General features: G+C 37.6%; 15 protein-coding genes. 9 read left to right on the top strand and 6 right to left on the bottom strand.

Annotated features, from left to right (window positions below):
* Window positions 1-47: 47 nt before the first annotated feature.
* Window positions 48-1223, bottom strand: coding sequence for a multidrug effflux MFS transporter (locus tag M472_RS43955; protein ID WP_021072361.1), 1176 nt, complete (start codon window positions 1221-1223; stop codon window positions 48-50).
* 250 nt (window positions 1224-1473) lie between these two features.
* A complete protein-coding gene (locus M472_RS43950; protein ID WP_021072360.1) occupies window positions 1474-2025 on the bottom strand; it encodes a hypothetical protein in 552 nt (183 codons plus the stop codon).
* 304 nt (window positions 2026-2329) lie between these two features.
* Here M472_RS43950 and M472_RS43945 point away from each other — a divergent pair, with 304 nt between their 5' ends.
* Entirely contained in the window at window positions 2330-2971 is a 642-nt protein-coding gene (locus M472_RS43945; protein ID WP_021072359.1) for a hypothetical protein, read from the top strand.
* A gap of 43 nt (window positions 2972-3014) precedes the next feature.
* Here M472_RS43945 and M472_RS43940 read toward each other — a convergent pair whose 3' ends face one another.
* Window positions 3015-4097: an alpha/beta fold hydrolase gene (locus M472_RS43940; protein ID WP_021072358.1), complete on the bottom strand. Its 1083-nt coding sequence runs from the start codon at window positions 4095-4097 to the stop codon at window positions 3015-3017.
* A 146-nt stretch (window positions 4098-4243) separates the two neighbouring features.
* Complete coding sequence (locus tag M472_RS43935) at window positions 4244-4561, bottom strand: MerR family transcriptional regulator (RefSeq protein ID WP_021072357.1); 318 nt, start codon at window positions 4559-4561, stop codon at window positions 4244-4246.
* 102 nt (window positions 4562-4663) lie between these two features.
* On the opposite strand from M472_RS43935, the gene M472_RS43930 reads away from it, so the two are divergent.
* Both M472_RS43930 and M472_RS43925 read left to right on the top strand, forming a co-directional pair.
* On the top strand, window positions 4664-5320 hold the full coding sequence (locus tag M472_RS43930) for a hypothetical protein (protein ID WP_021072356.1): 657 nt from the start codon (window positions 4664-4666) through the stop codon (window positions 5318-5320).
* Between the two features lie 27 nt (window positions 5321-5347).
* Entirely contained in the window at window positions 5348-5995 is a 648-nt protein-coding gene (locus M472_RS43925) for a cysteine hydrolase (RefSeq protein ID WP_021072355.1), read from the top strand.
* Between the two features lie 794 nt (window positions 5996-6789).
* On the opposite strand, the gene M472_RS43920 is transcribed toward M472_RS43925, so the two are convergent.
* Window positions 6790-7128 carry a hypothetical protein gene (locus M472_RS43920; RefSeq protein ID WP_021072354.1) on the bottom strand — a complete coding sequence of 113 codons (339 nt, stop codon included), beginning with the start codon at window positions 7126-7128 and terminating at the stop codon, window positions 6790-6792.
* Between the two features lie 6 nt (window positions 7129-7134).
* Window positions 7135-7422 (bottom strand): antibiotic biosynthesis monooxygenase family protein, encoded by a 288-nt coding sequence (locus M472_RS43915; protein ID WP_021072353.1) that lies wholly within the window; start codon window positions 7420-7422, stop codon window positions 7135-7137.
* Between the two features lie 325 nt (window positions 7423-7747).
* Here M472_RS43915 and M472_RS43910 point away from each other — a divergent pair, with 325 nt between their 5' ends.
* The 6 genes from M472_RS43910 to M472_RS43885 all read left to right on the top strand — a co-directional run bounded on the left by M472_RS43910 (window position 7748) and on the right by M472_RS43885 (window position 16709).
* Window positions 7748-8314, top strand: coding sequence for an RNA polymerase sigma factor (locus tag M472_RS43910; protein WP_021072352.1), 567 nt, complete (start codon window positions 7748-7750; stop codon window positions 8312-8314).
* A gap of 94 nt (window positions 8315-8408) precedes the next feature.
* On the top strand, window positions 8409-9539 hold the full coding sequence (locus M472_RS43905; RefSeq protein ID WP_021072351.1) for a FecR family protein: 1131 nt from the start codon (window positions 8409-8411) through the stop codon (window positions 9537-9539).
* A 60-nt stretch (window positions 9540-9599) separates the two neighbouring features.
* Window positions 9600-12956 (top strand): SusC/RagA family TonB-linked outer membrane protein, encoded by a 3357-nt coding sequence (locus M472_RS43900; RefSeq protein ID WP_021072350.1) that lies wholly within the window; start codon window positions 9600-9602, stop codon window positions 12954-12956.
* Between the two features lie 11 nt (window positions 12957-12967).
* The gene (locus M472_RS43895) at window positions 12968-14416 is read left to right on the top strand and encodes a RagB/SusD family nutrient uptake outer membrane protein (protein WP_021072349.1); all 1449 of its coding nucleotides are present in this window, start codon (window positions 12968-12970) and stop codon (window positions 14414-14416) included.
* A gap of 2 nt (window positions 14417-14418) precedes the next feature.
* Window positions 14419-15201 carry a DUF4843 domain-containing protein gene (locus tag M472_RS43890; RefSeq protein ID WP_021072348.1) on the top strand — a complete coding sequence of 261 codons (783 nt, stop codon included), beginning with the start codon at window positions 14419-14421 and terminating at the stop codon, window positions 15199-15201.
* Between the two features lie 11 nt (window positions 15202-15212).
* Window positions 15213-16709, top strand: coding sequence for a PKD-like family lipoprotein (locus M472_RS43885; RefSeq protein ID WP_021072347.1), 1497 nt, complete (start codon window positions 15213-15215; stop codon window positions 16707-16709).
* Window positions 16710-16741 lie beyond the last annotated feature (32 nt).

The following is a 16741-nucleotide window of genomic DNA, read 5'->3' as shown; positions in this document are numbered from 1 at the left end:
GAGTCATTCTCTCGAAGAGAATGACTCTTTGCTTATCATGATGGTCTTTATTTTCTGTTCAATGCTATTAGCCCACTATTGACCACAAACCAGAACAAAAGCAGTAATGGAAAGGTCAGGAACGATGAGCTGTGAAAATAACTTGTCACCCAGGTAATGCTACCTACTATAGCGTAGTAATACAGACCTAAAACAGCGCCTGCTATACCTAGATAAGGCTTATGTTGCATCAAAGCATTGCTTAGGCAGATAGGAAGCATGCAAGTAATACCAAACATGATCACAAAAACCGATAATAGCAAGATGATGATGAATGCGAATCGCCATTCTGAAAGAAAAAAGACATCTAACAAATAGGTACAGGTTCCCAGTAAAAAGACGAAATTTCCAGTATTAAGAACATATTGATTGGAGTATTTGGTACTGATGGTCTTACAGAACCTAGCCCCACAGAAGCTAGCCAGTGCTACCAAAAAGCCTATACTTCCATATTCAATAAGGGAGAAGTCCAGCTGCTCTATAAAAATAAATGGCGCTTCTCCATAGTAACTGAAGATAATACCATTTATTGTTCCGATAAGTCCACCCAATACCCAAAAAGTCCGGTCAGCAAGTATGTTGCCAGCAATATTTTTTAAGTTGTAATGTGGCTTCGCTTGAAAGTCCAGGGTTTCTTCTAAGCTGCTGATTGACCAAAGTAGGGCTATACTTCCTATTAGAATTAAGAGCTTGAATAACATCGAGATGTCCCATATGGAAACAACTACGCTACCAAGTAGCGGACCGATCGCAGGAGAGAAAGCGAGTACAGCCGATATTTTACTAAAAACCGAAATACGCTCTTTGTCACTATAGGTGTCACGAAGGATGGTTTGGCTGACATTAGATCCTACGGCAGCACCCAAAGCTTGGATAAAACGTGCTAAGAGCAAGGCCTGGAAATCGACTGCATGTAGGCATAGAAATGAACCAACGATGTATACTACAATCCCGATCAGCATAGATACTTTACGTCCGATGAAATCCGAGAGTATACCCCATAAGAAGACACCAATTGCGAAGCCAACAAAATACATACTTAAGGTTTGCTGAATCTGATTGCCCGTGACTTGATAATATGATGCGAGTTCGGAAAGCGAGGGAGTGTATATGGTTTCACTTATTTGAGGAAACCCAACAAGAAATATAATAAGCCAAATGAATGACTTTTTTTGATTTTTCATTTTAAAAATATTAGATAATAAAACTCTTCTGGAAACCAGACAATGGTTTCCAATAACAGGTATATCTCTTATCGTGAGACAAGAGCCAGTGAGTTTATTTAGCTAATTTTTAAATAGAAAAACATAATATTTTTTTTGCAAAAGTAAGAAAAAAAAGAAGGAAAAACCAAAGATCGAATCCTAGAGTAAGTAAAAGAGCGACCATTTCAAAAATGGTCGCTCAAAGGAGTGGAATATTTCAAACGTCTATTTATCGAGTTTTTGAATCAATGAATTTACCAACTTCGCCAGATTCATACTGACCTTTTCCAAAATTAAATGGAGAAAAGACTACGTCAGCAAGTACAGCTTCCAGACATTTTGGAGCCGTAGGTTTGATTTCATAAAGAACAAAGAGCCCTTCTCCAGCCTCAGGACAGGTCAGACAAATCATCACTTTCTTACAATTCTGGTTGGCAGTTTGTAACCATTCTGCGTAATGAGCCTCATAGTAATTATGGATTTCTGCCCAACATTGATCAAATGACGGATTGGTAGTTCCTACAACGGGTTCGAAAATATTGTTGTTTTTGGATACCTTCTTGACCACTAGAGGTCCGTCCGATTGTTTTAGTGCTTTTTCTAATTCTGGTTTCGTTCCAACAAGAACTCCTTTTGAAGAGGCCGCACCTTCTAATTGAAAATTGACAGCATACATTTGTTCTTTTGGCTCTTCGACAGGAACACTGTCTTTCTTATCACAAGAAAATAGAGCAACCAGCACTAGTGCAATTAATCCCAGGGGTTTGATAAAATTTTTCATAGTTCAAAAATTTAAAAGTTTATATTTTTTAATTGTCTGTATTGATATAAACAGAGTCGGTCAAATGTTACCCCATAATCAAAAAATATTTTAATTATAGTAACTCCGATCTAGGTTTAACCTTAGTTTTAATAATTGTCGTAAAAGTGAGTTTTTGGTTTAAAGTTTTGAACATCAAAAGACGGTATACCTCGAAATGAATATATTTAGAATGAATTTTAGCGTAGGGGATCAGTGTTGGAATCTCCAAGTAGCAGTTTCACTATTTGGTGTTATAGAAACAATTATTAATTAAGTTATAATAATGAGCTTAAGAACATTTCAAGAGACCAGTGAGGATTTAGATAGGTTAGTATGGTACCCAACTGTCTTTATACAGAGCAATATGGGGATCAATTGGAATATGCCTCCTAAAAAGGAAATGTCTTCCAGTACCTGGGTGAACTTCTTCGTAGGGATGAATAGTAGTGAACCAGCGGAGCTGTCCAAGAAAATCCTTTCCAATGATTCGCCTAATCAATTGCTAGCACTATTAGAACATCGACTGATGCCTATTATAAGGGTGCTGAGATCGAAAAATTTAGAGCGGGGCAAGAAATCGATTAAAATCAAAAAGAATACCAATGTAGCTGACGCAGATAAAGAAGGTATTGCTTGGTTGAAGGATGCGAACATCGTTTGTGAAAAAGAAGGAGCAACCTCCAAAGAATCTGCTGTTTATCTCGTTGAAGTAGATCGCGTAGGACTTCGTTCATACCTGTTATATACGTTAGAAGAGCTACTGACTGCTGTCAGAAGGACAAATTCTCGTAAGATTAGTGTGTTGGAGATGAGGATGGTGGCCCTGCAGCGGGAGCTAGAGGAAAAGAACCAATTACTGGAAACCGCAAATACGGAGATTGAGAAACTAAAGTCAACAATTAAAAAATCTGAAAAACAGCTCTAAAAAACATCAAAATAAACCAAAACCTACTTACTTCAGAAACGACTTAATCAATGTTTTCTAAATGGATTTGTTTTAGAAAATTCATCATTTCTCGTATAAAGATCTGAGGTTCGGTATAGTGCACATTATGTTCTACATTGTTGACGACGATATGTGTTATCCACTGTGGATGAGCAGCCGCCAATAATTTGTTTTCCTCATACACTGGTATAGGGTCCTGATCGGAAATAGGGTCTAAGAGGAGAATGGGAATACCAAGATTTTGAAAGATGGCTAGTGGATCGACTTGCACAATAGAGGATGCATAGCGACTCACGTTCGGACTAGCGAACAAGACCTCTGCCATATGTAAGCTATCCTGCATATGGTAATATTCCGATTGCCCCCTGTAGGTCACCCATTTCTCTTGATAGGGTCTAATAAAGCTGAACAGCTCCGGCTGATTGCCGTTATCCTGTGTATTGTATAGACTTTTAAACGCTTCAAATCGATTGTCATAAATTCCGAAGTATTGCTCTTCAATCTCTTTTGGAGTATTAACTTCCGCTAATTTTCGACGAAGCTCTTTCGAGTTGAGTTTGAAATAGCTCGTATGAAATGCGGCAGAGCCCCCATCTTCTAAAAACAATCCTTTGACATAAGTGGGGTGTAATTTATAGAAGTTGGTCGCTAAGAAGCCGCCTCTTGAAAAACCTCCTAGTATAACCGAAGATATTTCCAGAGAATCCAATACACTTTTAATGTCTTGACAGAGATCATCAAAAGAGGCATCAAATGGGGGAAGTGGGGTTTTGCCCGAATTATATTGATCAATAGAGATCACGCGGTATCCGCGATCGACCAATTGCTCCGCAAACGGTGCAAATTCCCAAGCATTGCTTAAACTCCCATGTAACCATACGAAGACACGATCTTTATTATTGTTGTCGCCCCAGTCCAGATAGGATAAACGGATATTCTTAGTCGTATGATAATGGCGGTGTTGCTCTTCAAAAGTATGATATTCCTTCAGAGCAGCTTGATATGTCTCCGATAGCTTTATGCTATCCTGTTGTTGACAAATCCCCTCAAAGCCAATCATAAGTAAGAGGATAACTGCAAGTCCGTTCAATGTCATAGGTTTCATGTAGTATCTTGGAGATAGAAATAAGTCCTTTGGCAGTTTCTCTTAGGGTTGGTAAACGGAGGTTTGGAACTTCTGGTTGCCAGCCCTAAAAGAAGTGATGTGGCACGGTTCAATTTAGACTGCTATTACAAAAATCTGTATAGCAATTACTGTTTTGTAAGCTTATTCAGCGTTTCCTCAATCATTTCCATTCTCTTTTTGACCTTTTCAGCAGAAGCATCAAGCGTATATCCTTCGTCAATCATTTCTTTTATGAGTAACATTTTTTTTATGTTTTCATAATTGTAGCGTCTGTTTTTACCTTCTTCTTCAGTCAGACTTGTAATAATTCCTTTCTCTTCCCAATACCGAATTTGACGTGTAGGAATACCCGTAATCTGCGATACCTCACCAATCCCGACAACTAATTTATCTAAAAAGTCAAAGTCAAATGACAGATCTTTATTTGATTCCTTTTTGCTCATTTTGTAAATTATTTACAATTAATGTTGCAAATATAAAATAATAGTCTTTGTTTTGCAATTGTAAATAATTTACAATTATTGAATTTTTTGAACATTTTAGGTATGAAAAAGACAATCATTATTTTAACAGTATTACTGACAATTTTAATAACAATAGCTATGACTGTAAAAGCAAATCGTTTAAGCCCTGTATCTACACAAGAAGTTTCTTGGAATGATGCACAACCATATTTGGAAGCATTTCAAAAGACAGTAAAAATTCCCAATGGATATTCATTCCTTTCTGTAAATAAAGTAAAAGCAGATGATGTTCAGGCTTACCTGTTTCGTTTTGAAAAAACAGAAAACAAGGGTGTCGAAGGCGAACATTACTCCTTTGTAATTTCAGAAAAGGATAAACAAGTTTTGGGATTTACCAATATGGATAAAAGGTATTCCAATACCAAGATGCTTTCAAAATCGGAAACTGAAAAAATAGCAAAAGACTTTTTGTTGAAGTTAGACAACTCATTAGCTAATGAACTGAAAAATCTTTGGATAGAAAGACACGATGAAGAAATTTTGGTTAACGGAATCAAAACAGTGATAGCAGGAATGAAGTACAAATGTTATCGAGCATCACAAAATGATTATGCGTGGGTAATTGTTGGTTTTGATGGCTCTGTAATTACATTTGAACGAAACATAAAATGGAATAACAGCGAGCATAAACGCATTACTGAAAAATGGTTACACGATGGTTGGCTGGCCCGAAAATAAGTAGTTCACTTTTTTTAATCAAATAATATGAGAACGACAATTCTAATTATACTAACCTATTTAAGTGTGAATTACGTACATGCACAAGAAAAATCAGCACTTATCCTTATCGAAACACAAAACGAATGGATGCACCAAGATGGTAAATTGTATAAAGCATTGGTAAAGGATAAGGAAATGATGCACAACTCAATAGCTAATATCGAAAAGGCATTGGATTACGCAAGAAAGAACAATATAGAAGTTATTCACGTGGGATTACGTTTTGAAAAAGGCTATCCCGAATTAGCAAACGGCAAAAGCGGTCTGCGCAAAGCTATACCAAGTGCGGGAACTTTCCCTATTAATGAATTTGGTTCACAATTCTATGAAACGGTAAAACCGATGGAAAGCGAATTTATAGTTACAGGCCGTGTTGGTGCAAGTGGCTTTACTGGTTCAAATTTGGACGCATATCTACGTAACAACAAAATCGAAAACTTGTATTTAGTTGGATATGCCACCCACGTTTGCGTAGAAAGCACTCTGCGTGATGCCCACGAAAAGGGGTACAATACATTTTTAATTTCTGATGCGACATCGGCATTTAACCGTATGCAACAGGATTATGTGTTAAGCGAAATTGTTCATCATTTTGGCGAGCATTTGACAACTAAACAGTTTGCAAAGGAATAAAGATTAGAAATGATATTGCAGTTTGTGGTCTTGATCGTCACACCGCGTCGTCTGGTAAACGGTTTTATTAACAGCTGTCAATTGACAAGAATGGGTTCAGCGTTTGTTGTTTGTTTATGCAATACCTTTCTATAGGCTGTCTGATGTACTAAAGAGGTACTGTGGATACTAGTCCAAAGTACAGTGTCTCCATGCTGAGTCCGTGTCAACTCCGTGTTGAGTCCGAGTATAGCGTGGATTAGAGGCGCAGAGACTATAGATACAACTCGCTTTTACCCTTGCTATAGCGTGTATAGACAGTATATGTATAGTGAATGCAGTATGAAACTAGGTAAGGACACGGACTCGAGTAAGCGAAATGAAGCTTTCAACGAATTCGACTCATCGGAATTACATTGACGAAAGAGTACACTTAGCTGCTTAAAATATCAGTTCGGTAGAAGTATTGCCGAACTGATATCTATTTCCTCTTTCCCTATACACTCATATCAAAACCCATAAGATTCACCATTTCGCGGTGTCTTGTTCTGAGTCGGTTGCCGTAGGCTTCTATGGATTCGTTGGAATGTGTTCAGTTGATCAGATATATCGTAATATAGAATGTATAAGGGATAATACCGGCTATACCCCAGCTATACCGAAGGTAGGACGGACTTGAACGGACTTTAGCGGACTTGTACGGACTTAAGGGGACTTTGAGCGAGAGATTGTCTCAACTTCATAGGGAACCATCTTGTTTATAGCAGGGCGTAGACTATAGCCACTACCTAGAATATAATGATTGCAACAGTAGGTTAGATCTCTTCCACAATAGATTGACCAGAAGATAAGTCCCCTGATGTCCACTGCCACTCTTCATGCAACCGTATTTTTCCATTCGTTAGAATTTCCGGTCGAGAAATACATTTTCCGGTCATTAATTTACCTTCACTGTTTATTTGGTGGTAGCGCATATCTATAATACCTGCTTCGTCCACAATTCCAATCAGATGACCATAAATTATTTTACCGCCTTGATAATGTGCCGTAAGCATTGAGCCTTCTTGTTTGTAGTTAAATACGGTATCAGCGGATGTTTCTCCGTTATCACTGTTGGCAACAGCAACAAATGTTTTGTTATTGTAGTTTATCATAGTTGGTTATATGCTTTCGTAATGTAGAACTTGGGGAAAAGGGTCGTAATAATGGTGCAGTAAGGCTTTCCACTGTTGGTATTGCGGTGACTGACGAAATCCTACTTCATGTGCTTCGACTGAAGTCCATTCTACCAATAAGAGATATTGGTTATCTACTTCTATGCACTTCTGTAAGGAGTGTTTCAGATAGCCCTCTATGGACGAAATATATTGAGTAGCTATTTGAAAGTCTTTTTCAAAGTCTTGGGTTCTGCCAGGCTTTACGTTTAATACTGCTACTTCTAAAATCATGTTTTTAAGCTTTTTGAAATGAGGCTAAGACTTGTGGTCCCGTTTTTACGATTGACTTGTTGCAAAATAAGAAATTAACTCATAAAGTATGTGTGCATTTTGATCTATTAATGCCACTCGGGATGGGCAGTTTTCTACAGGGTGTTTTGCTGAGATTTCGTTTCGTGCCGCAATTGCTGCAACAGATGGAATTTAAATTGAGGTAACATTAAAGAATATGCCTTAGAAACTAAACAATAGTAAAAGTTTGTTTTCAGATGTAATTGTGTACATTTGAAAAATAGCATTAATTATTAACTTTTTTCTGTAATTGTTTGATTCGTTGATGTTTCAGTACAGTGAGTTGTCCGATATCGAGTTGGTTGAATTGATTCGCTCAAATGACCAAGAAGCCTTTACGTGTTTGTATGAACGGTTTAAGAGACCGTTGTTGCTTCATGCTCTTCAAAAGATTGATTCTGAGCAAGCAGAAGATGCTGTGCATGATGTTCTGGCTAAGCTGTGGGATAGCAGGCAAGAATTTATTGTTCAGATTAGTGTTAGGGCTTATCTTTATACAGCATTACGTAACCGGATTATTGATATTCTGATTCATTCTAACCATGGACAGAAGTATATCAACTCCTTAAAATCTTACGCTTCATCTTTTGTGGTCGAAAAGACGGATTACCGCGTACGTGAAAAAATGTTTTTGGAACAAATCGATCAGGTTATGGCTGAATTTTCTGAAAGAGAGCAACAGCTTCTGAAACTACGTATGGAAGGGTATAAAAATCCCGAAATAGCCGAGCAGTTGGGGATTTCTGAAAAAACAGTGCGTAATCAGTATAGTGCTATACTGAAGAAATTGAAATCCAAATTATTCATCCTCTACCTTTTTTTACTTTTCTAGGGACAAAGTTTTAAGTTGCTCGTCTAGTTTTATATGTTAAGGGAAGATTACTGTTTTCTTTAGTAATTGTAAACTATAGAGCTGACGAATTAAAATGGAACCAAATAAAGATCTGTTAAAACGATACTTGGCAAATGTTTGCTCCGAAGAGGAGTGTGAGCTTGTTGAAGCTTGGTATTCAGATTTGAATGTGGATAAGAAAATATCTCCTGCACAGCTGAACCGTGTCATGAAGGGCTTGGACCGTAGGGTGTACAAAATTCCGAAACAAGATGGTGTTATACCTTGGAGAAAATGGAGCTCCATTGCGGCGGCTCTTGTTTTGGTAGTGGGCGGCATATTTTGGATCAAGCAACAAATAAAGCCTCTAGAGCTAGTAGATTTAGATCAGATTACGGCACCGATAGAGGCCAATGTTAAGATTGTTCTAGACAATCAAGAAGAGTATGACCTTTCTTTGCTCAAGGAGGGGGATACGCTGAATACAGGTAAGTTCCTTATCGTCAAATCTGCTAATGGACAGTTTAATTATATCAATATTCAGACCGATGAAGGTATTACTTATAATACTGTAAAGACAGCTGCAGGAGGTTTTGTGAACATGGTCTTGTCGGATGGTTCGAAGATGTGGGTCAATGCCAACTCCTCGGTAACCTATCCTGTGTCTTTTGTCGGAGATCGACGTGATGTCAAAGTGGAGGGCGAAGCATATTTCGAAATCAAACAGCTGGAAATTTCCGGACGTCGGGTGCCGTTTTATGTGCATTCTCTTGGGCATACGCTCCAGGTGTTAGGTACGCACTTTAATCTCAATACGTGGAATGGACAATATCAAGCCTCACTTCTGGAAGGTAAAGTCAGCATAGCCTCGCAGGCGAGTGAAATGTATGCTGCTGTTCCCGATAATTTTTCTGCTGTGTTGCAGCCTGGTCAATACTTTGATGGCCATAGGGTAATAGAAGCTACTGATATCAATCGATTTGTAGATTGGAAATCAGGGTACTTTGAGATGACTGACCTCAGTATGGAAAAGGTGGCACAGAAGCTTTCGCAGTGGTATGGTATCGAAATAGAGGTCTCTGGAGAAATGAAAAATAAAATGCTGTATGGTCAGGTCAGCCGGGACAAAAGCCTAGGTCAGGTCATGGCGCTTATAGGAAAAGTAATCCCTATAGACTACCAGTTAAAAGAGAATAAACTAAATATAAAAGCTAGAGATAATTAGTATTACTTAAATTTTATGAAAATAACGAATTATAAATCCACTCTTAAAAAAAAGAGGTGTATGGGCTTGCCATTTGGAAAATTTACGTCTCGAACTCTTCTTGCTGCCCTGCTCTCGATCCAAAGCTTTGGACGAATCGAAGCCCAGACAGTGACGGTTCGTGAAAATAATGTGCCTATTCAACAGGTCTTGAACAGTCTGCGTAAACAGTATGGGTTAGATATCCTTGGGGATATAACTTTGGTACGCAACGCCAAAAAGGTCAGTATCAATATGGTGGATAAACCTATTGAGCAGGTGTTAAAAAAGCTTGCAGCGGGACAGTCTTTTGAGTTGGAGCTTGATCAAAAGACTATTTTGGTGAAACCTGAAAATGGAATAATCTCACAAAAGACCAAAAGATCCATCGAGAGCTCCGATATGCAACAGCGGTATTATAATTTGGTCGGGACGGTAACTGATGAAGGAGGTAACGTGCTTGCAGGGGTGACGGTCAAATTGTTGAATTCGACAAATTGGGCAAGTGTGACCTCCGATGACGGTAGTTATTCTGTACAGGTCGTAGAGGATGGTGAGGTGCAGTTTTCTATGGTTGGCTACGAATCACAGATTATTAAAGTAGCCGGTCGAAATCATATCAATGTCCGATTGAAACGTGCTGATAATGTAATGGATGAGGCTGTAGTGACCGGGTACGGCACTAGAAAAAGAGAATCGTTTACCGGAGCAACGACGACTGTTACAAGGCAAGATTTGGAAAAGTTTAATAACCGTAATATTTTTTCGATTATTCAAAGTTTAGATCCGGCTTTTAAAATTGCGATAAATAATGAACAGGGCTCTAACCCAAATGCTTTGCCAGAAATTACCATTCGTGGTACCAATATGGTTGGTGAGTATGCTGTCAACGCACCTCTGGTTATTATGGATGGCTTTGAAAGCAGTATGCAACGGGTTTATGATCTAGATGTAAATCGGATAGAGTCCATTACTTTGTTAAAGGATGCCAGCGCTACTGCGTTATATGGATCAAGAGGTGGGAATGGTGTTTTGGTTATTGAAACTCGGCTGCCGAAAGATGGTAAGTTTACGGTAGGATATGATATTCGTTCTTCAAGTTCGTTTGTAGATCTTTCCGATTATTCTCTGATGAATTCTTTTCAAAAACTTGAATATGAAAAGTTAGTAGGTGTTTACGATAATGCTAATTTACCGATGCAGAGTAAGTTGATAGCTATTTATGAATCCAAATACTTGGACGCTGCGTCTGGCGTAAATACGGATTGGTTGTTTCAACCTGTACAGAGTAAAACTTCTTTTGATCATTCTGTTCGTGTTGAAGGAGGGAATGATCGCGTACGCTATAGTATCGATGGTAGTTATGGTGATACTAAGGGAGTAATTAAAGAATCGGGAAGACAAAGATCGGGAGCTGGATTTAATCTAATGTACCGTGTTCCTCAGAAATTTACTTTCCGTAACCATGCTTCTTTTCAATCTTCTAAAGCCTATGAAAGCCCTTATGGAGACTTCTCTACCTATGCTCAAATGAATCCCTATTATCGAATACATGATGGAAGTGGAAATCTGATTAAAGTATATAATCTCGAATTGGCCCAGCTTGTGGGGGGATCAGACGGTCCAAGTTTGGCTGTAATGGAGTATAATCCACTATATGATGCGCAATTGCCTTATCTTAACGAGAGAAAAGATATCAATATTTTAAACAATCTATCATTGGAATGGTATCCAATACAGTCATTACAGATTACAGCTAATGCCAATGTGAACAAGTCGATTAGTAAATATGAATCTTTCACTTCTCCTAATCATTCACAGTATTATGGAGAAACAGATCCAACTATTAAAGGAGCTTATACGCAAGACAACTCAGATGGCTTTGGTTATTCAGGTAATATGCGAATCAATTATGCACAAACATTTGGAAAGAATGTTCTTAATGCTATGATTCTGGGAGAAATTTCAGGAAGAACATTTAGTTCGGTGAATTTTGCAGTTACTGGTTATACGGACGATGACTTTATCTCACCTAGGATGGCTACAAAGTATTCTGATAATCTGCCTATCTATGTGAATAGTAATGATAGACTTGTTGGGTCCTTGTTGAATTTGAATTATACTTATGATGGGCGTCTTGTTTTAGAAGGAACGTTAAGAAGAGATGGGTCTTCGAAGTTTGGAGAGAATAAAAGGTTTACTGGTTATTGGAGCACAGGGGTGGCCTATAACTTGCATCGCGAGAAGTTTATAGAGCAGACTAAGATAGTTGATTTGTTCCGTGTCTTTGGAAACTACGGTATATCTGGATCTGAGTCCTTTTCTAAAAATATGACAGCAACTGCCTACACAATACCTTCGGATGGTACTTATGTAAATCAAGGTAGTTTAAGATATGAATCTGAAGGGAATCCAGATCTTAGATGGCCAAAGATATACTCATTGAGTGGAGGTATTGAAGTGGGATTATGGAATAATGTATTAAACCTTCGTTTTAATGCTTATAGCAAAAAAACTACCAATATGGTTTCTACAATTAAAGTAGCTCCGTCGATCGGTCTTAATGGACAGAATTATTATGAAAACTTAGGGGAGGTTGTTAATAAGGGATTTGAAGGGTATGCTAATATTAAAGTTCTTAATCTACCCGAACATGGTATGTCCTTGTATTTGAACGGATCGGCAGCGTACAATGTCAATCGATTGAGTAAGATTTCCGAGGAATTGAAGCAACTAAACGAGCTAACTGATCAAGAAAAGGAATCAGGAAGTTCACGACCTATCTCACAAAAGCCTTACTATCAAGAAGGGGAGTCTTTGAGTACTTTGCGTGGTGTTAGATCTTTAGGAATCGATCCTGCCTCAGGAAGAGAGTTGTTTGTGGATTTAGACGGCAACAAGACCTTTATCTATAACGCTGATGATATTCAGATTATTGGTGTCACCGATCCAAAGCTCTTTGGAGGCTTTGGCGCTAGTTTTAATTACTATAGACTTTCGGTCTCGGCATTTTTCAATTATTCTATTGGAGCGGATACTTATAATTCAACACTGGTCGGAAAAGTAGAGAATGCAGACCCTCACGATAATGTTGATACCCGAGTATGGTCTGATCGTTGGAAAAATCCAGGAGACAGGGTGATGTTCAAAGACATCAGAAATACAGAGACCACCAAATTGTCTAGTAGGTTTGTTCAGAAGGAAAGCTATTTTCATTTATCGTCCATAAATGTAAATTATGATGTAACAGGAAAGTGGATAGATCGGTATAAAATACAACGCTTGCAGCTGAATTTTTCCACAAATGATTTGTTTAAACTTAGTACAGTCAAAATGGAACGGGGTACTGGCTATCCTTTTGCCCGTACGTTTAATTTTGGTCTGTCTATACAATATTAATCTAATATAAGATGAAAAGAATTTTAACATATGTAATTATGCTTACAGCATTTATGATTAGCAGCTGTAAGAAGTTTCTAGATGTTCTTCCGGATGATACAGTATATGAGAAAGAACTATTTAAAAATGAACGAGGATTTACAAAAGCCCTGAATGGGATTTATGTCCAGTTGGGGCATGGCGATTTATACGGTCGGGAGTTGAAATATGGGAGTTTGGATGTGCTAGGAGGATATTGGATGCCAACTGTTAATGAAATGTCTTTATACTCTCAATTGCAGAAGTTTAACTTTAAAGACCAACAGGTGGAGAAACGAATTGATATGTTTTGGAACGAACTATATAAAGCTATACATCAAACCAATCTAATTATTAGGAATCTTTCTAATATCGAAGACGATGCCAGGTATAATCTAATTGCTGGAGAGGTATATGGTTTACGTGCTTACCTACATTTAGAAATACTGAAGTTGTTTGGTCCAGTTATCAAGGAAGAAGGGCTAGATGCTCAGGCTATACCTTATTATCTGACTGCCGACCGTTCTCCTGCTAAATTTTTGCCAGCCAAAGAAGTTCTGAAACTTTTAGAGGAGGATCTGCAACGATCAATAAAGTTTTTAGAAGAAGATCCAATTAAGACTATAGGCAGAAAAGAGAATGCAAATAATAGTCTAATAGCAGAGTACACTGGGTTGCTGGACAGAAGGGGGGCTCGATTCAACTATTACGCTGCCAAAGCTACGCTGGCCCGAAAGTCTCAATGGGAAGGAGATCTTCCTAAGGCTTACGAAAGAGCAAATGTAGTTATCGAGGAACTGAAAGAAACGGAGGCTATCCATTTGAAAACATGGGAAGACGATGTGAAACGGTTCACAATTGAAAATATTTTTGGTCTAGTCCCTAGAAACCCTAAGCCAGCTATCGATCGAGATTTTGTTTCCAATAATATTCCTTTTGATTTTGGAGGTTTTCTGGAAAAAATATTTTATGAAGATAGAGTAAATGGGAATTTTGACACGCGCTACAATAAATGGTTTTCTATAGATAAAAATAATTCAGTTGGTACAAAGTTTATAAAACTGACTTTGGATCAAAAGGACGTTGATGACAAAAAGTTCGATCTATACGAGCTGCAAATGATCGGTTTACCAGAAATGTATTTTATAGCTATTGAATCTCAAATGGAGTCGAACCTTAAAGGGGCATTGACTTTGTTGAATGAATTTAGAGAATCTAGAGATATTTATTCCGAGCTGGAAGCAAACTCTCCTGCTGAATTAAAAAAAATGCTCATCGAAGAGGTGCGTAGAGAATACATTGGCGAAGGATATCTATATAGCTTTTATAAACGAACTTTTAATACAATACACCAAAGCCCTAAGAATGGTGCGGATATCCAACCTAGTTTAGCAATTTTTAAATTTCCGATCCCTTTGGATGAGAATATATACAATAAGTAATTATGAAGAATAAAGCCTTTATACTGGTGTTATTTCTCAATACACTTCTTTTTTCGTGTAAGGAGAATGCTGATATTACAATATTTGACCAAAATGAACATTTTCTGTCTTTTGGTGTGAAAAATGAAAACAGGAGATGGGGAGAACCCATTTATTTAGCTGAAACAAGTTTTTCTTTTTTAAGTGAAGATGTAAATCTTGTAAAGAAAAGATTGGCAATACCTATAATTTTGACAGGTTCATTGCTTGAACAAGACCGGGAGTATGTTGTTCAAGTGGATAAAGAGAAGACAGATTTTCCTATAACCAATTTTGAGTTGGATAAAACAGTATTCAGAAAGGGGATCTTTGTTGATACTCTTTTTCTTACGGTGGATAAAATTGACCTATTGCGCGAGAGAGAGTTAAGAATTGGTCTTAGGATGGTTGAAAACAATAACTTCAAATTGGGCGATAAAGAAAACATCTCGTTGGGAATCAAATTATCCAATATGCTTGTTGAGCCTGACTGGTGGTCTTTGTATACTAGATACATGGGGACATTCTACCCAGAAGTGTATCAAAAGTGGATTGAAATGTATTATCTAGGGGCGGATCCAACCCCAGACGTCGATACAAGAGAACCTTATTTGTATTGGGATAATATGCCTACTTATCAGGTTGAATATTTAGCCCAGAATAGCCCTATAACTTATGTGTTTATTCAGAAGTTAAAGGAGTATTTTGAAGAAAACTCAGTCTATCCAGATGGAGATTCTTCTAGAAATCCTATTAAATTACCTTAATACCATTTGAAATGAAATATTATGTTATTTTCTATTTTTCTATCCTTTTGATGCTGCTAGGAGCTTGTTCTAAAGATTCTGGGAATTATACTTATTCGGAGGTTAATGAGTTGACAATAAGTCTTTTGGATGGTACGGCTCTAGAAGGTAGTTCTTTTGACCTTACTTTTGGTGACACCCTATCAATTGAAGTAATGACGCAGGGTACTCTTAAAGGGTTTGATCCCAGTACGATAGATTTCAAGTGGGTACTTGATGAGGAAATTGTCGGAATAGGACCAAAGGTAAGCTTATTACCTAAGCAGTTTAAAGGGGGGAGAAATACGATGTATTTAAAAGCTTTAGATTCAGGTAGTGGAATGGAGTACATTCGCTATTTTTTTATTAATGTTTCGCAGTCAATTACCAAAGGACTTTTTATTCTGGCTGAAGATGAAGAACAGAATGGGGTCGTCTACTTAAAATCAACTGTTAGTAAAAAGCCTCAATACCTTAGGTACGATTATTTTGGCTCAGAAGAATACAAGATAGGGAAAAATCCATTGGCAATTCAAATTAATCCTAGAGAAGGATTGTACAGAGAGTTTAGTATCGCAACTCGGAATGGAGATTATCCAATAATGATTGTAGATAAGGCCTCCTTATTGCCGACCCGACTGTATGCAGCAAAGGGAAATGGCTTGGATGGAGGAGACTTTCATCCTGATTTTTATGGTAACGATAGCACTGGTGTTGAGTTTGGTGCAGGCTATGTGTTGGAAAAAGGTAAAGTCCGCCGTGTTTTAAATGGCTTTTTGACACCAGATACGTATACGGGCACGAATAATTCGTATGATTTTGGAAAAGGTGGATTTTCTTTCATGACTTTGGTTAGAGATTGGGCAGGTGGGTTTATTTTTGGTTTTGATAAAGCGACAGAAAAAGTTACTGTTTTTAACGCAACATATAATGCATTTAATTATGATAACTACAGTGCCATTTATTCTGAGAAACTTTCTGGGCATGAGTTTTTAGGATCTGGTGAAGATTATACACGAACATATAGCGTGATCACAAGGAAGGGAAATAAGCTATTTAGGCACATTGGAATTACTGGCTATATAGCTCCATTAAGAATAGACTCCATTAGTACAAAAGAAGGGGATGTTGTACCTAATATAGATAGGGCTGTAGGGTTTAAACATCATATAAGTTCTAATTATTATTATTACGCAGTAGATCGTACGATTTATCGTTTTCATTCCAGCAACCTTGTTGTACAAGAGTATTATAAGCTTCCGGATGATGGTTCTGGTGATATTGTTGCTTTTAACTTTGACAGGTCTTACCATGATGGGATTCTCTATTTCGGTGTGGCTACTTATAATCCTAATTCAAATAATGGGAAAAAAGGATCCGTGTATTATTATGAAATTAAAAAAGATGAGGAGGATAAACCTTTGACTTTAATTTCTAAAGATCTATATCAGATTGATAAGGCGGTAGATTTGGAATTGGGAGTGCAATAAGCTTTTTGATATATGTAGAGTAATCAGATTAA

The sequence above is a fragment of the Sphingobacterium paucimobilis HER1398 genome, assembly GCF_000416985.1.
Classification (GTDB): domain Bacteria; phylum Bacteroidota; class Bacteroidia; order Sphingobacteriales; family Sphingobacteriaceae; genus Sphingobacterium; species Sphingobacterium paucimobilis.
Note: the sequence above shows the minus strand (reverse complement) of the source record. Positions and strands in the feature narration are given on the sequence as shown.